Source organism: Paenarthrobacter sp. YJN-5 (assembly GCF_015040095.1).
Lineage (GTDB): Bacteria > Actinomycetota > Actinomycetes > Actinomycetales > Micrococcaceae > Arthrobacter > Arthrobacter ureafaciens.
This window is the reverse complement of record NZ_CP053544.1, coordinates 4,130,494-4,147,583: the sequence shown is the minus strand read 5'-3', so window position 1 is coordinate 4,147,583 and position 17,090 is coordinate 4,130,494. Positions and strand designations below refer to the sequence as shown.

The 17,090-nt window shown below is 64.6% G+C and carries 12 protein-coding genes and 1 riboswitch; of the genes, 4 read left to right on the top strand and 8 right to left on the bottom strand.

The window, feature by feature from the left end; all coding sequences use genetic code 11:
• Positions 1–42: 42 nt before the first annotated feature.
• From HMI59_RS19170 to HMI59_RS19150, 5 genes are all read right to left on the bottom strand, one after another.
• Positions 43–4,965 carry an NAD-glutamate dehydrogenase gene (locus HMI59_RS19170; protein ID WP_193592215.1) on the bottom strand — a complete coding sequence of 1,641 codons (4,923 nt, stop codon included), beginning with the start codon at positions 4,963–4,965 and terminating at the stop codon, positions 43–45.
• Between the two features lie 184 nt (positions 4,966–5,149).
• Positions 5,150–5,428 carry a putative quinol monooxygenase gene (locus tag HMI59_RS19165; protein ID WP_193592214.1) on the bottom strand — a complete coding sequence of 93 codons (279 nt, stop codon included), beginning with the start codon at positions 5,426–5,428 and terminating at the stop codon, positions 5,150–5,152.
• Between the two features lie 99 nt (positions 5,429–5,527).
• Positions 5,528–6,037 carry a hypothetical protein gene (locus HMI59_RS19160; RefSeq protein ID WP_193592213.1) on the bottom strand — a complete coding sequence of 170 codons (510 nt, stop codon included), beginning with the start codon at positions 6,035–6,037 and terminating at the stop codon, positions 5,528–5,530.
• 65 nt (positions 6,038–6,102) lie between these two features.
• Positions 6,103–7,050 (bottom strand): formimidoylglutamase, encoded by a 948-nt coding sequence (gene hutG / locus HMI59_RS19155; protein WP_193592212.1) that lies wholly within the window; start codon positions 7,048–7,050, stop codon positions 6,103–6,105.
• Positions 7,051–7,125: 75 nt separating this feature from the next.
• Positions 7,126–8,568, bottom strand: coding sequence for an NCS2 family permease (locus HMI59_RS19150; RefSeq protein WP_021471139.1), 1,443 nt, complete (start codon positions 8,566–8,568; stop codon positions 7,126–7,128).
• A gap of 113 nt (positions 8,569–8,681) precedes the next feature.
• On the opposite strand from HMI59_RS19150, the gene HMI59_RS19145 reads away from it, so the two are divergent.
• Together HMI59_RS19145 and HMI59_RS19140 are read left to right on the top strand one after the other, a co-directional pair.
• Complete coding sequence (locus tag HMI59_RS19145) at positions 8,682–9,320, top strand: copper resistance CopC family protein (protein WP_193592211.1); 639 nt, start codon at positions 8,682–8,684, stop codon at positions 9,318–9,320.
• Between the two features lie 179 nt (positions 9,321–9,499).
• A riboswitch (cyclic di-AMP (ydaO/yuaA leader) is annotated at positions 9,500–9,662 on the top strand.
• 3 nt (positions 9,663–9,665) lie between these two features.
• Positions 9,666–10,454, top strand: coding sequence for an NlpC/P60 family protein (locus HMI59_RS19140; RefSeq protein ID WP_166186900.1), 789 nt, complete (start codon positions 9,666–9,668; stop codon positions 10,452–10,454).
• Between the two features lie 149 nt (positions 10,455–10,603).
• Here HMI59_RS19140 and HMI59_RS19135 read toward each other — a convergent pair whose 3' ends face one another.
• The gene (locus HMI59_RS19135; RefSeq protein ID WP_021471136.1) at positions 10,604–11,212 is read right to left on the bottom strand and encodes an FAD-dependent monooxygenase; all 609 of its coding nucleotides are present in this window, start codon (positions 11,210–11,212) and stop codon (positions 10,604–10,606) included.
• Positions 11,213–11,636: 424 nt separating this feature from the next.
• Here HMI59_RS19135 and HMI59_RS19130 point away from each other — a divergent pair, with 424 nt between their 5' ends.
• Together HMI59_RS19130 and HMI59_RS19125 are read left to right on the top strand one after the other, a co-directional pair.
• The gene (locus HMI59_RS19130; RefSeq protein WP_062094812.1) at positions 11,637–12,674 is read left to right on the top strand and encodes a universal stress protein; all 1,038 of its coding nucleotides are present in this window, start codon (positions 11,637–11,639) and stop codon (positions 12,672–12,674) included.
• A 21-nt stretch (positions 12,675–12,695) separates the two neighbouring features.
• Positions 12,696–15,545: a PEP/pyruvate-binding domain-containing protein gene (locus HMI59_RS19125; protein ID WP_193592210.1), complete on the top strand. Its 2,850-nt coding sequence runs from the start codon at positions 12,696–12,698 to the stop codon at positions 15,543–15,545.
• A gap of 39 nt (positions 15,546–15,584) precedes the next feature.
• On the opposite strand, the gene HMI59_RS19120 is transcribed toward HMI59_RS19125, so the two are convergent.
• Both HMI59_RS19120 and HMI59_RS19115 read right to left on the bottom strand, forming a co-directional pair.
• Positions 15,585–16,505, bottom strand: a complete 921-nt coding sequence (locus tag HMI59_RS19120) for a cation diffusion facilitator family transporter (protein WP_021471133.1) — start codon at positions 16,503–16,505, stop codon at positions 15,585–15,587.
• Positions 16,506–16,515: 10 nt separating this feature from the next.
• The gene (locus HMI59_RS19115) at positions 16,516–16,965 is read right to left on the bottom strand and encodes a metallopeptidase family protein (protein ID WP_166186903.1); all 450 of its coding nucleotides are present in this window, start codon (positions 16,963–16,965) and stop codon (positions 16,516–16,518) included.
• Positions 16,966–17,090: the final 125 nt, after the last annotated feature.

Here is a 17,090-nt window from a genome sequence, read left to right as displayed (position 1 = left end):
CCAATTATTTGTAAGATGACTGGCAACCCTGTGATCCGTGTCTCATCTCCGGACCATTGCCCGGAGCAGTTTCACGGCCACCGACAGGGCTGCGATATCCATGGGTCCGGGCTTGATCGCCTCTTGGATGGTCTCCTGGATCCGCGTCAGTTGTTCGATGTTTCCGCGCTCCCAGTCCATGATCCGCTCCACGGGGTCATGGGCAGCAGCCGGGGAACGGGGTGTGTGGCGGACAACCGCCCGGGTCATGTCCGCCAGCACGAGGTACATGTCGTCCCGCAGGGCAGCACGCGCAAGGGATTCCCAGTGGGTGTCGCGGGGGAGCCGGGTGATGTGTTGCAGCAGACGGATGGCCGAGATCCGCTCGAACACGGCAAAGTACACCTCGGCAACGGCCTCTGCGGGTTCCTGAAGCTCTTCGGCAATCGCCGCGATGTCCAGCAGCCCGTAGCTGACCAGCAACTCGGAGGCACGGAGACCCAGTTGATGAGGCAGCCCCACGGCGTCCGAGTGGGCAAGAAGGTCCAGCGAAAAGCTTAAGTTGAATCCATGCAGGAAGCGCGTGAAATTTGACCGCATCAATGCCATCGGGCTTTCCAAGCGTGCAAACGCATCGGCGACGGGCTTGTCGCGGAAGTCGTGGGTGACGTACCAACGCACTGAACGGTCCAACAGGCGTCGCATGTCCAAGGCAACCGCCGCTCCATGCTCAGTGGGGATGTTCGCTGGAATCGCCGCTATTGCCTCTGTTACCGCATCAAAATCCCAGATCCGGCGCATGACGACGAATCCACGGGCCACTGCCGCAGCGGACACAGTGGTTTCCTCCATGGCCCTGAAGGCGAAGGAGATCCCGCCCATGTTGATCATGTCGTTGGCTACCACCGTGGCCACGATTTCCCGGCGGAGGGGATGGGTGGCAAGGTGCTCGCCGAACCTTTCGGAGAGCTGCTTGGGGAAGTAGGAATGGAGGGTTTGCGAGAACCAGGGATCATCTGCCAGTCCACCGTCGGTCAGTTCCCGGGCGAGCTCGATCTTGGCGTAGGCCGCCAGCACGGCCAGTTCCGGGGTGGTCAGGCCCTTGCCGGTGAGGACCCGGGCCCGCAGCTCTTCGTTGGACGGCAGGGATTCCAGTTTCCGGTCCATGTCCGTCACCGTTTCCAGCCAGTCCATGGTCCGTTCGAAGCTGGGGCTCCACTCCAAGGCCAGCTGTTTGTCGTTGACCAGGAGGGTGTTCTGGTGGTCGTTGGTTTTCAGGACGAGCCGCCCTACTTCGGTTTGGAGGTCCTGCAGGAACGCCGTGCGATCGGCCGCGGGCATCCTTCCGGCGGAGATCATGCGGTCCAGGAAGATCTTGATGTTCACCTCGTGGTCCGAGCATTCAACCCCGGCGGAATTGTCGATTGCATCCGTGTTCACCAGGATCCCGGCAAGGGCCGCTTCGATCCTGCCGCGCTGGGTCACGCCAAGGTTCCCGCCCTCGGCGATGATGTGCGTGCGGAGCTGCGTGGCGTCCACGCGGATAGCGTCGTTGGACTTGTCTCCCACGTCCGCGTTGGTTTCCGTGGAAGCCTTCACGTAGGTTCCGATCCCGCCGTTGTACAGGAGGTCCACGGGTGCCGTTAGTACGGCGCGCAGAAGCTCCGGCGGGGTCATCGCCGTCGTGTTCTCCTGCAGGCCCAAGGCCACGCGCACCTGTTCGCTGATCCGGATGGACTTTTCCGAGCGGGCGAACACGCCACCGCCGGGGCTCAGTTTGCTGGCATCGTAGTCCGCCCAGGACGAGCGGGGCAGTGTGAAGAGCCTCTCCCGTTCCGCGTAGGAAGCAAGTGGGTCAGGGTTGGGGTCCAGGAAGATGTGCCGGTGGTCGAACGCGGCCACCAGCTTGATGTGGTTGGACAGGAGCATGCCGTTGCCGAAGACGTCGCCGCTCATGTCCCCGATCCCCACCACGGTGAAGTCTTCTGCGCGGGAGTCGATCATCAGTTCACTGAAATGGTGGCGTACCGATTCCCAGGCGCCCCGGGCGGTGATGCCCATCTGTTTGTGGTCGTAGCCCACGGATCCGCCGGACGCGAAGGCATCACCCAGCCAGAAGCCGTACTCCGCTGCTATGGCGTTGGCGAGGTCGGAGAAGGCGGCCGTCCCCTTGTCGGCGGCAACCACGAGGTAGTAGTCGTCGCCGTCGTGCCTTACTACACGGGGCGGCGGCACGACGCGGCCGGCCGGTCCGCCGTCGGGATCCGGCACCAGGTTGTCCGTCACGTCCAGCAGGCCACGGATGAAAGTGCGGTAGCTTTCCTGGCCCTCGGCGAGCCACGCTGCCCGGTCTTCTGCCGGGTCCGGGAGCCGTTTGGGGAAGAACCCGCCCTTGGCGCCGGTAGGGACGATCACCGCATTCTTCACGGTCTGTGCCTTCACCAGTCCCAGGACTTCCGTACGGAAATCCTCCCGCCGGTCCGACCAGCGCAAACCTCCCCGCGCGATCGCTCCAAAGCGCAAGTGAACGCCCTCGACCCGTGGCGAGTACACCCAGATCTCAAACTTCGGCCGCGGTGCCGGCGCAGCAGGGATACCAGCGGGGCTGACCTTGAAACTGAGGCAGGGCCTGTCCAGGTAGAAGTTGGTCCGCAGGGTGGCCTCCACCAGGCTGGCCAGCGAACGTAACAGCCTGTCCGCATCAAGGACGGGGACGGCGTCGATGGCTTCGGCGAGCCTGGCCCGCGCTGCGTGGACGGCCTGTGTCCGGTGGCTCAGTTCACTGCTGCCCTCTTCAAACACATCCCGGTCTCCCGTGTGCGCACCCGGGTCCGGTTCGAACAGGTCAGCCGCGATCAGGTCCGGGTTGAATTTTGCTTCGAACAGCTCCAACAGCGCGCGGGTTGCCGCAGGGTTGGTCCGGAGGGTCTCCGCCATGAAGCTGTACGAATTGGCACTGCCCAATTGCCGCAAATACTTGGCATAGGCCCGCAGCACGGCAACATGCCGCCAACCCAGGCCCTCCCGAATGACCAACGCATCAAAGGCGTCCGACTCCGAGTCCCCGCGCATCGCCGCCTGGAACGCCACGGCGAGCAAATGACCTGTTGTGAGGGGATCCACGCCCCGCGGGTATTTCAAGCCCAGGTCGTAGAGGAAGAACTGCCGGCCATCGGCCCGCTGGACATCGAACGGGCGCTGGTCCAGCACTTGGAGACCCAGATTGTGGAACAACGGGAGGATCTGGGTGAGGCTCTTGGGCCGGGTCAGGTAAAGGCGCACGCGGGCGTCCTCAGCCAGGACTGCGGTGCCCGGACGGGTGTACACGGACAAGATGGGGTCCTGTTCGTCCTCGCCGGGAAGGAAACTTTCAAACCGCGCGATGTCCGCTACCGCGTCCTCCACTTCATAGTCCGCTTTGTAGCTGGCTGGAAAAGCAGCGGCCCACAGCCCGGAAAGCCGGCCGGCCTCCTCCCGCGGGTAGGCGGCCTGAAGCGCCTCGTCCAGACCTTGGGCCCAGGAACGCGTGGCGGCAATGATGCGCTGCTCCAGCGTGGCGGAATCGACGACGGCGGATGGCGTCTCGTGCGGGCCGGCGCCGGGTGGGGGTGTGCCGGCGTCTGCTTCGTGCGGGCCGGATCCTCCCTGCGCCCCCGGGAGCAGGATCCGGAAGAAGACCCTGGCCATTGCGGATTCGCCCAAGCGCAACTCGAACTCGATGTCATCCGAGCCGAACGCTTCACGCAGTTCCCTTTCGATGTTCAGGCGAACGGCTGTGTTGTAACGACGGCGCGGTAGGAACACCAAAGCAGTCATGAACCGGCCGAACGAATCGGGACGAAGGAACAGCCGGGTGCTGTGCAGCTCCTGCAAGCGGAGGATCTCCCGGGCGTGCAGGGCCAATTGCGATGCCTCTATGTGGAACAGCTCGTTCCGTGGGTAGGCGTCCATCACGGCCAGGAGTTCCTTGCCGTGATGCGATGGGGCCGGGTAGCCCAAAGTCCGCAACGCCTCGGACACGGTGTCCCGGATGACAGGGATGTCCAGCACCGGGTGGGCCGATGAGCTGGGAGAGAACAAACCCACAAAAGTGTGTTCCCGGGCGGCGGGCGTCCTTACCGTTACTTCGTCGAGGTAGGCATGGCGGAGGACCGTGGAACGTTTGGTGGACTTGGTGAGCGTCAGGAGTGGGCCCTGCACCGTGGTGGGACTGTTGGGGTCTCCGGGCTCGCGCAGAATCCCCAGACCGCCGCTCTGCCCGATTGATCCGCCGGAGCCGGCGGCGCGGGAGGTCGATCCGCCGGAGCCGCCGGACCGGTAGCCCAGGAAGACGAAGTTTCCCGCGTCCAACCACCGCAGCAGCTGCTGTGCTTCACGGGAATCCTTCGCTGCATCTTCGCCCGAGCCAGTGCCTGCTTCCAGTTCCGCGAGTGTCCGCTCCAAACCTGCGTGCATGGCGTCGGCATCTTCCGCGGCGGCCTGCACATCCTTCAACACGGCATGTATCCGGGCAATCAGGAGTTCGGTGCCGTCCTCGTCCGCCAAACGCGGGATGTCCAGCGCCAGCCACGCTTCGGTGCGGTCGCCGTCGTCGTGCGTTGCCGGGGAGGGCGCCACCCCGGTGGGCAATCCCGTGCGGTGCGGACCGCTGCGGATTCGGGTGAGCCGGTGCGTTGCAGGGTCCCGTTCGACGCGGAACACCGGATGGACCAGGAGCCGGATGGACGAGGTGTCCCGGGCGATCTCGGCCGTGACGGAGGGGAGAAGGTACGGCAGGTCATCCGCGACGATCGCCACCACGCTGGAATCGGTCTCGTGGAGGATGCCTACCAGGGCCTGCCCGGGCTCGCGGCGCTCGGCCAGTGTCCGATGGTAGCGGGCCCGCTCGAGGAGTGTCTCCGGAGTGTAATTGCGGACGTCGTCGTCCGATACGTGTTCGTAGTAGTCGGTCAGGAACCCATCGGCCGGCTCATTCCCGGGTGCCATGCTTTCATGATCGCCGCGGGATGGCAGTTAATGCCAGTGGCTAGAGGGGGTTTCTCTTGGACGTCGCAACAGGTCCGTCGTGGAACCCTCCTGCGGGCTCGAAGAGGAGCCATGTACGCGGAGCACTGGCTTACGGGCGCCACGGACCAAGACCGTATGCCGTACCAGTGATGCAGCGGACGGGCTATACGCCTTCGACCTCGTAGCGTCGCTCAATGTTTGCAGTTGCCCTGCCCCATTCGCTTTCAGCGACTCTTTGCTGGTGGGCACGAAACGATGCGGCGTCCTGGAACTTTTCATCGACCTGCCAGATCAGCGGGTTTTGGGTGGGGTTCACTTCGAAGGAAAGACATCCTGGCTCAGCGCGCGTCAGCTGGGTGTGCAGGGGTAGGTGCTGGACCACCACAGCGACTTGTTCCTGGTCCCTGCAAACCAGCTGGCCGGTGAGGATGACATTGCTCATGACTCATCCTTGCATCTGCGAACACAGCGTCGGGCATCAACGTGTTGGAGGATTCATCGCCGGGTCCTGCGAAAGAGGCCATGGCAGGCTTTCGCCGGACTACGTGACATTCGCCGCGCGCTGCCCCGTATGGAAGGTGCGCGGATGCACGGTCCTCCCACCCAGCTTCGCCACGCCTGCGCCAATCAGCAACGTGAGAATGGCCGCGGCGGCGTGGGTGTAGAGCATCAGGTCCGCCCCGTGGACGGCGCCACCACCAGACACTGCGGCAGGGAGATCCGCGGGGATCTGCCCCGTGCCGTGCAGGTGGTCCAGGGAACCGAGGCCGGGGAAGGAGCCACCAAGGGCATCGAAGCCGAAGAACAGCACTTGCTGCGCCGCCCCGGAAATGAGCAGCAGCAAGATGGGGCCGTGGATCCAGTGCGTGATCAGTTGGGCCGCTAAGGCAGACAAAGCCACGAATCCCAGCAGGATGGGGATGGCCGGGGCGCTTCCACCGGAAACAACGTGGGCGCCCAGGCCCAGGGCAACGGCCACCGGTCCGGCCACCCAGGTCCACTTATTCCGGACAGTGCCCTTACGCGGAACATCCACAGGAGTCGTGCTCATCGCCATCCTTCCCTCCACAAGGCTATGGGGATGATGTGCCCAGCAAAAGGGTTAGCCAAACACAGTTAGGCCAGCAGCGTGTTCACCAACCGAGCAGCCACCTTCGCGGTACGCCCATCAATGTCGAATTCAGGATTCAGTTCCGCCACATCAAGATGCACAAGCTTCCCGCTGGCGGCCACTTGTTTGCAGACGGCACTGATCACCGGGAGCGGCACTCCGTACGCGGCCGGAGCGCTGACGCCGGGCGCCACCGCTGCGGGCATCACGTCAAGGTCGATCGTCAAGTAAAGGACCTCGATGCCCGCCAGGAAATCCGCCACGAACGTCTCCACGGCCTCCGGCGCGCATGCCTCGTCCAACAAGTACTTCACGCCCAGCCGCTCCGCTGTGTCGAACAGGGTCCGCGTGTTGTTGGGTTCGGAAATACCGACGACGGCGTACTGCAGTTCGCGGCCAGCGGCGGCTTCCTCCTGGGCCATTTGGAGGAACGGCGTTCCCGAGCTCGGGACGGGCTCGTCGCGCAGGTCAAAGTGGGCGTCAAGGTTCAGTACACCCAGCCGTTTGCCGCGCAGGACTTCGGAGCCGGCCACCCCCAGGTAGCTGGCGAACGCGGTTTCGTGGCCCCCGCCAAGCACAACGGTGAGGTTGCCGGCGTCGAGCAGTCCGGAGATGGCACGTCCGGCGCGTGCCTGGCCGTCCTCCAGCTGGTCGCCCTCCACCACCACGTCACCGGCGTCGAACACCTCCCGGTCCAGGTGGAACGCCAGCGGACCAAGCGCCGCACGGATCGCGGCCGGAGCCGCGGCAGCACCTACCCGCCCCTTGTTGCGGCGAACCCCTGCGTCGCTGCAGAAGCCCAGTACGACGGCGGAGCGCACGCCGGCAGCGGCGGTCCCGGCAGCGTGGGGAGCCACAGCCTGCCACCACCGACGGTGCTCAGGGCCGTCGCCGTCGAAGCGGCCGGTCCATGCGGTGGGGGTGACGTCTACGGCGAGGGCGCTGGTTTCCATGGATTAAGCACACCGGACCCGGACTGCCAATGCCAGCAGTTCCGGGCCCGGAGTGTCTGAAATACCGGAATGGGGCTACTTCACCCCGAGCAGTTCCTCCACGGTGCCGATGCCGAAGAACAGCAGGAATGCCGCAGCCACAGCCCACATCAAGGGGTGTACCTCGCGGGCGCGGCCCTGGAACGTGCGGATCAGGACGTAGGAGATGAAGCCTGCGCCGAGGCCGTTGGCGATCGAGTAGGTGAACGGCATGAGGGCGATGGTCAGGAACGCCGGGATGCCGACGCCCCAGTCCTGCCAGTCGATCTTGCCCACCTGCGAAACCATCATGAAGCCCACCACAACAAGGGCGGGCGCAACGGCTTCGAAGGGAACCAGGTTGATCAACGGCGTAAAGAACATGGCCACCAGGAACAGGACACCGGTGACGATCGAGGCCAGGCCGGTCCGGGCGCCTTCGCCAATGCCGGCGCCGGATTCGACGAAGATCTGGTTGGAGGACACCGAAGCTCCGCCACCCACAATCGCGCCGAGCGCATCAACCTGGAGAACGCGGTCCACATTGGGGATGTTGCCGTGCTCATCCACGGTTCCGGCCTCATTGGCCAGGCCCACCATGGTGCCCATGGCGTCGAAGAAGATGCTGAGCAGGATCACGAAGGCCAGCAGGGCGGCACCGATGAAGCCAAGGTGTTCGAAGGCGCCAAAGGGGTTGGCCTTGCCGATCAGGGAGAGGTCCGGAGCGCCCCACTCGGACACCTTGGGGGCCACGAGCGACCAGCCGCGGGGGTTGATGGTGGTGCCGTCGTTGCTCGGTCCGATATGCAGGGTGAATTCAAGGATCGCAGCCAGCGCGGTGGAGACGATGATGCCGATCAGGATGGCACCGCGTACCTTGCGCACCACCAGCGCGATGGTGAGGACCAGGCCGACCGCGAACACCAGCGTCGGCCAGCCCAGGAGTTTGCCGTCCACGCCCAGGCCCAGCGGAACGGTGGTTCCGGCGGCGTCGGGAATGCGGCGCACGAAGCCGGCGTTGACCAGTCCGATCAGCGCAATGAAGAGGCCGATGCCCACCACGATCGCCGTCTTGAGCGCCTCGGGGACGGCCTTGAAGACGGCGGTCCGGAACCCGGTGAGGACGAGGATCAGCATGGTCAGGCCGGAGAGGACCACCAGGCCCATCATGTCCGGCCATGTCAGGCCCGGGTGCGAGGCAACGGTGACGGCCACGAACGCGTTGACGCCCAGGCCTGTGGCTACGGCAAAGGGATGCTTGGCCCAAGCACCCATGAGGATGGTCAGGATGCCTGCCACGAAGGCCGTGGTGGCGGCGACGGCCGTGAAGCCCAGCGATGCCCCGCTCGAGTCAGCCCCCGACAGGATGAGGGGGTTCAGGACCACGATGTAGCTCATGGCAAAGAAGGTCGCGAAGCCGCCACGGATTTCCCGCGAATACGTGGATCCACGTTCGGAGATCTTGAAGTAGCGGTCGATTGCAGAACCCTGTTTAAGCATGGATGTCTCCGGGGATCGTGTGAGTGTGCTCTCAAATCCTATGCCCGCCCGTGCGGGAGGGCCTGACGATTCGCCTAGTCTGTAAGGAAGCCAACATTAGGAGAAACCGCCCCATGCGCACCATCCGCCCGCTCCTGGCCGCCGTCGTGGCTGCCCTCGCCTTCGCCTCGGCGCTGCTTTTCGGCGCCGCCCCGGCATCGGCGCACGACGCCGCAGAATCCACGAGTCCGGCCAGCGGAGCCACGGTTGCGGAAGTTCCGGCATCGGTCTCCGTCACGTTCAATAACCGGCCGCTGGCTATTGGTTCGGGCATGTCGGTGACCGCGGGCGGGGAGAACTGGGCGGACGGCGCCGTGCAGATCATCGACAACCAGGCGGTCCAAAAACTGCGTCCCGGCGCTCCGGCGGGCCAGTACACGGTGGTTTGGCGCGTCGTCAGCTCCGATTCGCACCCCATCGAGGGCACCTTTACATTCACGGCAACAGCAGGAAGCACGACGTCGGAGGGCGCCACCGCGGTAGCCTCGCCGTCCGCGTCGGGCCAGGCAGGTTCGGGCACTGTTCCGAGTGCGGGAACCGCGGCCCCCGGAACCCCCGTCAGCGAACCGGCTCCGGACGCCTCCCAGCCGTTCCCGTGGAGCATCGTGGCGTTTGCTGCATTAGCTGTTGCGCTCGTTATTTTCCTGGCCGTTACAGCCCGTCGGAAATTGGCTGCTTCCAATGATGCCGAGGGCGATAAATCCGCGGAATGACGGGGTTTTCTACATACCTGCGAAAATCTCGAAACGGTTACTGCGACACGCTTGACGCCCACTTCTCGTTACTTAAATGTGACTTTGCCGTGATCATCGCGTACGGTAGTACCTGTGCCCGATCCGCATTCGGCGCACTTCCGGCCTGATTGCCTAGCTCTGCCGCAGGTCGGAATCCGTTCGCAGACATACCTACGGCAGAGACGGGGAACCCATTTTAGGCCGCCAATGAGCGCGCCTTGGGGTGAAGCCACGAAGCTTCCGCTGAACAGCGGTGGATAGTGGCCGGGTGACTCCCATCCGAATCCGACAGCTAACCTCGCAGGCATCGGGAGAGGCTTTTTCATGTCTTCACGCATTCTTCGCGGCCGTCGTAAGGCGGACAGCGTACGCCCCAATCCGTTCATCTCCATCTCCAAGGCAGTTGCCAGCAACGCTTCAGGCGCCGGCCGCCAGGCAGCCGTCATCGCTGCAGCTTCGGGTCTTGTCCTGACCGGTTCCATTGCTGCACACGCTGCCGAAACTCCGGCACAGGCTCCGGTCCAGCGGGACTCCAGCCCCGCCACGGTTGCTGAAACCGTTGCCGAAACCCCCAACAAGGTTGTCACTGCCGCAGCAACGGCCACCGTCAACTTCGAGCGTCCCGCTGTTGCTTCCGTAGCAGCACCGGTCATCGAGAAGCCGGCTCCGGTTGTTGAGGCTCCCAAGAAGGCCGCAGCCAAGGCTGCTGCAGCTCCTGCCGCTACCGCCACGGTTGCTGCTTCCGCACCTGCCGCTGCTGCTCCGGCAGCACCTGCCCCGGCACCCGCTGTTGGCGGCGTCAACGCAGCCATGGTTGCCTCGGCTTACGCCCAGATCGGTGTCATGCAGGACTGCACCGCCATGGTCGAAAAGGCCCTCGGCTCCGCAGGTATCCCGGTGGGCGACCTTGCCCCCATGCAGTTCATGAACTACGGCAAGGTAGTCAGCGATCCCCAGCCCGGTGACATGATCGTCCAGTCCGGCCACGTTGCCATCTACATCGGCAATGGCCAGGCCATCTCCGGTGGCATTAACGGTAACCAGACCGGCATCCACCCGATCAGCTGGCTGACCGCAACCGGCCCGCTCACGTACGTCCGCGCCGGCGCATAAGTTTCACGCTTCACAAAAAGGCCGGCACCCCGGAGGATTCGTCCTCCCGGGGTGCCGGTTTTTTGGTTTTAAGCTTTTTGGTTTAAGGGACCCTGCTTCAAGGGCCCTGTTTCAGGGCTGCCTTGGTGCCGCTGTCGGGCTTGCCGGGCTTAGGCGATCGCGAGGCCGGGCGCTGCTGGAAGTGCCACCTTCGAAGAGATGGCCTGCCCCACCGCCTTGGCCTGGCGGAGGACTTCCTTGGGGGTTGGCGTGATGAGTTCTCCCACTCCCACCAGATGCATGCCCACCGCGCGCATGGCGGCCACGAGGTTCTGACCAACGGCAATGCCAAGCTCGGCCAGCATTTTGCGCAACTGGCTCTGTGCGCAACGCGTCACCACGACGTGGTCGGCAAGGAGAATGCCGTGGGCTGTGTGGACGGCCCACTGCCGAGGGGATGCGAGGGGAGTTTCTGCGGCCGTGAGCAGGTCCAGCCGGACCGCCTTGGTGGTGTTGCGTACATCCAGGTGGTGGCTGGCCGCGTAGTTCCGCAGGTGGCGGAGGATCTGGTTCCGTTCCAGCATGGAAGCGGGATCGGCTACCTCGCACCGTTGCAGCATGCCGGTATGCACGGAAGGACCCGTCTGTGCCAGTGGGCCGAAGCCGTCCACCACGATCGAACCCACGCCGTAGCGGCTGAGTTCGCTGGCCACGGCGAGGCCTGAGAGTCCGGCTCCGATCACCACGGTGGTGGTTCGCTCCGTGGCGGAATCAGGCATGAGTGACACTGCGTGGTTCCTCCTTGACGTACGTGCCCAAAGGCAGGATTGGACGCTTCCGGTTCCCCCAAACGGTCGCAAATAAATGGCCGGTATGTGTTCTGGAACACTCTCACCGGCCATTCGGTGACTCGAACACTACAGAACTTTTGGGGCGTTGGGTAGCCTTCCTGACAGCGTGTTATTACTTCTTCCCGGGGCGTCCCGGGAGGGCCTTGAAACCGAGCCCGGACCGTTATGCAGATAGCGGAAAAGCCGCCTTGATTCGCTATAAGCAAACGAGAATAGTTGGCATTGGACGAGGAAGTCCCGTGGCTTCCACGATCACGGACATTAGCGCACAACGTGAGGTGTAACACCCCTACGTTGAACCTCTGGCAGAATGGCCGGAACATCAAGCAGCAGGTGGAGAGGCGGGCCCCAAATGGACCAGCACGGTAGTCACGTTGAACATCCCCGCGGCGGTGACGCGGAAGCAGTAGCACCGGGCGGCATCGTGGTTGGAGTGGACGGCTCCGAACACGGACAATGCGCTTTGGTGTGGGCAGCGCGTGAAGCCGAACGCCGGCAACTTCCCTTGCACATCGTGACCGCTTATTCAGTGCCGATCTTCGCCGCTTCAGGGTTGGACGGCGGATACGCAACGGTGGACGACTCGATGATCCGGGAAGGCGCCGAAGCGATCGCCAAACAGGCCATGGAGAAGGTTTCCGGCTACAACATCGACGTTGACGCCTCAGTGGAGAACGGGGATGCCGCCGGTGTCCTGCTGGATCTCTCCGCGGAAGCCGCCCTCCTGGTTTCGGGCAGCCGCGGACGCGGTGGATTCGTCGGCCGTCTGCTGGGCTCCGTCAGCAGCGCGCTGCCGGCCCACGCGAAGTGCCCCACAGTGACGGTGCCGTTGTACTGCGCCGACCGCCTGGGCCAGAGCACCGAGGACAAGCACATCAAGGCCGAACACGCGAAGGCCGGTCCCCGCACGGTGGAGAACATCGTTGTAGTTGGCGTTGACGGCTCCGAACAGGCGCGAGTGGCGGTCCTGGAGGCTGCTGAACAGGCAGAACGCATGGGCGCGAAGCTGCGGGTAGTCTGCGCTGTGCCTCAGTACAGCGGCTCACTGGCCTGGGTGCCGGCCCCCTTGGACAGGGATGCCCTGTTCGCGGATATCAAGGTTCAACTGGATGCCGGTGTTGCCTGGCTCCGCAGCCATTTCCCGCATCTCACGGTGGAAACACAGCTGACAGACGGCTCTCCCGTGGACGTCCTGGTGGAGGCCAGCAGGGGAGTGGAACTGGTGGTCCTGGGCACCCGTGGACGCGGCGGGTTCGCCGGAATGCTCCTCGGTTCAACCTCGGACGGCGTGCTGCACCACGCCAAGGGGCCGGTCATGGTGGTCCCGGACCGCGAGGACTCCAGGCTTGCGGACAGGCCCAAGTTCGGCCCCATGCTGGGCAACGACTAGGACCTGACGCTTCACGGCGGCATGGACGGTGAAGCGGCGGAAGGGCCGCAGCAGGGCGGGCAAACCGGGAAGGCTTCAACAGCCGGGTATGGTTTCATCCTTACGTTGGACCGGATTCGTTCAGGCATGCTGGCGGAGGTTGGCGGCAAGGCCGCCAACCTGGGTGAAATGTCCACCGCCGGTTTGCCGGTGCCCCCCGGATTTTGCCTGACGACGGCGGCCTACTGCCGGGCGCTTGACGGCGCAGCGTTGGGTGAGGTGCTGGCTGCCCTGGACGGGACCGACGTCGTTGATTACTCCCTTGATGCCCTCGCGGCCCGTGCCCGCTCGGTAGTGCTGGCTGCCGGTGTTCCTCCTGAGGTGGCCGAAGAAGTCCGCACGGCGTACAACAGGCTGGGCCCGGATGTCCCGGTTGCTGTCCGGTCCTCGGCCACGGCGGAAGACCTGCCTTTTGCGAGCTTTGCCGGCCAGCAGGACACTTTCCTGAATGTGGTTGGCGTGGATGCCGTGCTGGACGCAGTGAGCCGGTGCTGGGCTTCCCTGTGGACTGACCGGGCGGTGAGCTACAGGACTGCACACGGGATCCGGCATTCGACGGTGGCGCTCGCCGTTGTAGTGCAGCAGATGATCGACGCCGCCACCGCCGGCGTCATGTTCACGGCCAATCCGCTGACCGGGCGTCGGCAGGAGGCGGTCATCGACGCGAGTCCCGGCTTGGGCGAAGCAGTGGTCTCCGGCGCGGTGAATCCTGACCAGTACGTGGTGGATATCCGGAGCCGGCACATCCTGACGCGCACCATCGGTGACCGGAGAGTGGAGATCCGGCCCCTGCCCGATGGCGGGACAGAACGGATTGAACACTCCGGACAGCGTGGAAAGACCGGGCTTGATGCTGCGGCGATCGGGACTGACGGCGAAGTTTCGCGGGTGGAACCGTGCCTCACGGACCACCAGATCCGGGCGCTCGCGGCCCTGGGTGACCGGGTGGAGCAACACTACGCAGCTCCCCAGGACACCGAGTGGGCCATGGACCGGGACGGGAAGCTGTGGTTGACGCAGGCGCGGCCCATCACCACCCTGTACCCGCGACCAACGAGGACACCGTCTTCCGGGGGCGAGCATGCGTTCTTGAACTTCAGCCTGGCCCAGGGCCTCACCCGGCCCCTGACGCCCATGGGGCTGGCGGGAATCAGGCTGATCGCTTCTTGCGTCGCCCGCAGGGCCGGCTTTGACGTGCCGGACCCGCGCACGGGCCCTTCGCCGTACTACGAGGCTGGCCAGCGGATCTTCTTCGACATCACTTCAGTGCTTCGGAGCAGGGTGGGCAGGGCCCTTGCGCCCAGGATTTTCGACATCATGGAGGCCCGGTCCGCCGTTTTGATCCGGCGCCTCAGCGAAGACCCCCGGTTCGCCATGACCAACAGGACTCCTTTCAAGCTGATCCGTCATGTGGCTCCCGTTGCAGCGAGATACCGGGTGCCGGAGACGGTCCTTCGGGGTCTGTTCAGGCCCGCAGCGGCCATGAGGCACCTGGATAAGGTCAGCCAAGACTTGAAGGACGCCTTTGATCTTCCCGTCTCCGCCACGAGCCATCAGAGGTTGCAGCATGTGGAGCGAATCCTCGGAGAGCGGATATTTGCCACAGTTCCCCAGGTCCTGCCCCTTCCGGCACTTGGCTTTGCCCTGCTGGCACTGGTCCGAAAATTGCTGGGTCCCGAGGTTTCCTACGACGAACTTCAAACAGTTATTCGTGGCCTGCCCCATAACGTCACCACCGAGATGGACCTTGCGCTCTGGGAGCTGGCGAGCAAGATCGGACAGGACCCGGAGGCAGTAGAGTTCTTCGTTTCCCGTGGCGCCGCAGAACTGGCGGAGGCCTACAAGGCAGGTGGGCTTCCGGCACGTCCGCAGGCCGGTCTTGAGAGGTTCCTTGCCGAATACGGGGACCGGGCCGTCGCGGAGATAGACATCGGGATGCCGCGCTGGTCGGAGGAACCCACCCACATTCTTGGAGTTCTTGGGAACTACTTGCGGCTTGGGCAGGGCGGCGGTGCTCCCGGGGCCGGAGGTTCTCCACGGCAGCCGGAACCCACGCCGCAACCCGACCCGGCCCGGCAGTTTGAAAATGCCGCCACCGACGCCGAAGACCAGGTTGCACGCCTGGTGGCCCGTGGCAGGACCAAGAGCGCCCTCCACGCCGCGGTGATCCGTTTCGCCCTCGATCGCACGCGCCGCTACGCGGGCCTGCGGGAATTGCCCAAATACAACCTGGTCCTTGGTCTGGCCGAGGTGCGGAGGCACATGGTGCGGATCGGCCGGGAACTGGCAGAAGCAGGGCGTTTGGACGCGGCCGATGACGTCTTCTTCCTGGACTTCGAGGACGTGGAACTCGCCTTGGGCGGAACCAGCTTCCAGCCGGTGGTGGCGGAACGTCGCCAGGATTACGACCGTGAGCTGCAGCGCCGCCACATCCCGCGGATGCTGCTCTCGGACGGAACAGAACCCGAAGCCGTGGTCGATCCCGGAGTCAAAGAGTCAGCGGCCAACGCATCCGCGGGAGTACTCACCGGCAGTGCGGCGTCGACCGGGACAGTGACGGGGCTGGCGAGGGTGGTCATGGACCCGGTAGGAGCCCACCTGGAGCCCGGCGAAATCCTGGTGGCGCCTTCAACCGATCCGGGCTGGACGCCGCTCTTCCTGACGGCAGGAGGACTGGTCATGGAAATGGGCGGTCCCAATTCGCACGGGGCCGTGGTTGCGCGCGAGTACGGGATTCCCGCCGTCGTGGGCGTCCCCGATGCCACCGTGCGGATCGCAACCGGCCAGCGCATCACGGTAGACGGCGCCTCCGGAACGGTAACGCCCGCCTGAACAGGCACTTCAAAGCCCGGCACGGCACAACGACTGCAGCTACGCGTGCTGGTGGGATTCGTGCTCCGAGTGGCTCACCGGTTCAAGCTGGAAGGTGCAGTGCTCGGTGTCGAAATGACTCCCCAGGCAGGACCCCAGTTGGTCAAGGATGCTGTCCGCGCCGGCGGCGTTGAGAAGCTCGTCTTCCACCACCACGTGGGCCGAGAACACCGGCACCCCCGAGGTAATGGTCCAAATATGGATGTCGTGGGCCTCCACCACTCCGTCCACGGCCAGGATGTGCTCGCGGATCATGTTGACGTCCACTCCCTTGGGGGTGGCTTCAAGCAGCACGTCCACCACGTCGCGGAGGAGGTGCCAGGCGCGGGGGATGATCATGACCGCGATCAGCATGGAGGCGATGGGGTCCGCAGCGCTGAAGCCCGTGGTCATGATGACGACGGCGGCCACAATGACGGCGATCGAGCCGAGGAGGTCGCCCAGGACTTCCAGGTAGGCGCCGCGTACGTTGAGGCTTTCCTTCTGCGCGCCTTGGAGGATCAGCAGTGAGACGAGGTTGGCTGCGGCACCCAGGATTGCGGCCCACAGCATGATGTCGGTGTGGATCTCCGGGGTTTCGCCGAACCTGCGGATGGCCTCGATCATGATCACCACTGCGATGACAATCAGGACCAGGGCATTGGCCAGGGCGGCAAGCACCTCGGCCCGTTGGTAGCCGTAGGTGCGTTGATCGCTGGCGGGGCGCGTCGCGATCCAGGCCGCCATGAGCGCGATGAACACGCCGGCGGCATCGGAGAGCATGTGTCCGGCGTCGGCCAGCAGCGCAAGGGAACCGGAGATAATGGCGCCGACCACCTGGATACCCACCACGCCCAGGGTGATGGCCAGGACGGCTATGAGCCTCTTGCGATGCCTGCCGGTTGCAGTGAGTCCGTGCGAGTGGTTGTGGTCGTGCCCCATGCTTCTAAGGCTAGCCCCAGCCGAGTTCGTGCAGGCGGTCGTCGTCGATGCCGAAGTGGTGGGCGATCTCGTGTACCACCGTGATGGCCACTTCCTCGATGACTTCGTCGCGGGTGGTGCAGATGTCCAGGATGGGCTGGCGGAAGATGGTGATGCGGTCCGGGAGCGAACCCGCCTCCCACCACGAATCGCGTTCCGTCAGCGGGACGCCCTCGTAAAGGCCCAGCAGTATTGTGTCCGGGTCTTCGCCGGGGCGCGGAACGTAGGTGTCCTCAATGAAGACGGCCACGTTGTCCATGGCGCTGGCTGCCTTGGGCGGGATCATGTGAAGGGCATCTTCGACGGCGGCCTCGAACTCCTCCGGCGTCATCCGGAAGGGGGCGGCCCGGCCCCGCAACGGGGACGAAGGAAGGTCGCCGTCAGGGATGATAGGCAGGCCTGGAGGGAGATTTGCGGGCATGTTCCGACTGTAACGCCCGCGTGCGGCATTGACGCGGGCTGTGATGAGAGTTACTGTTTTCGAGGCCCGGTTATGCGTATAACTGAACCCCTGAATCAAGCCGGAGCCGCACGACAGACAGGCTT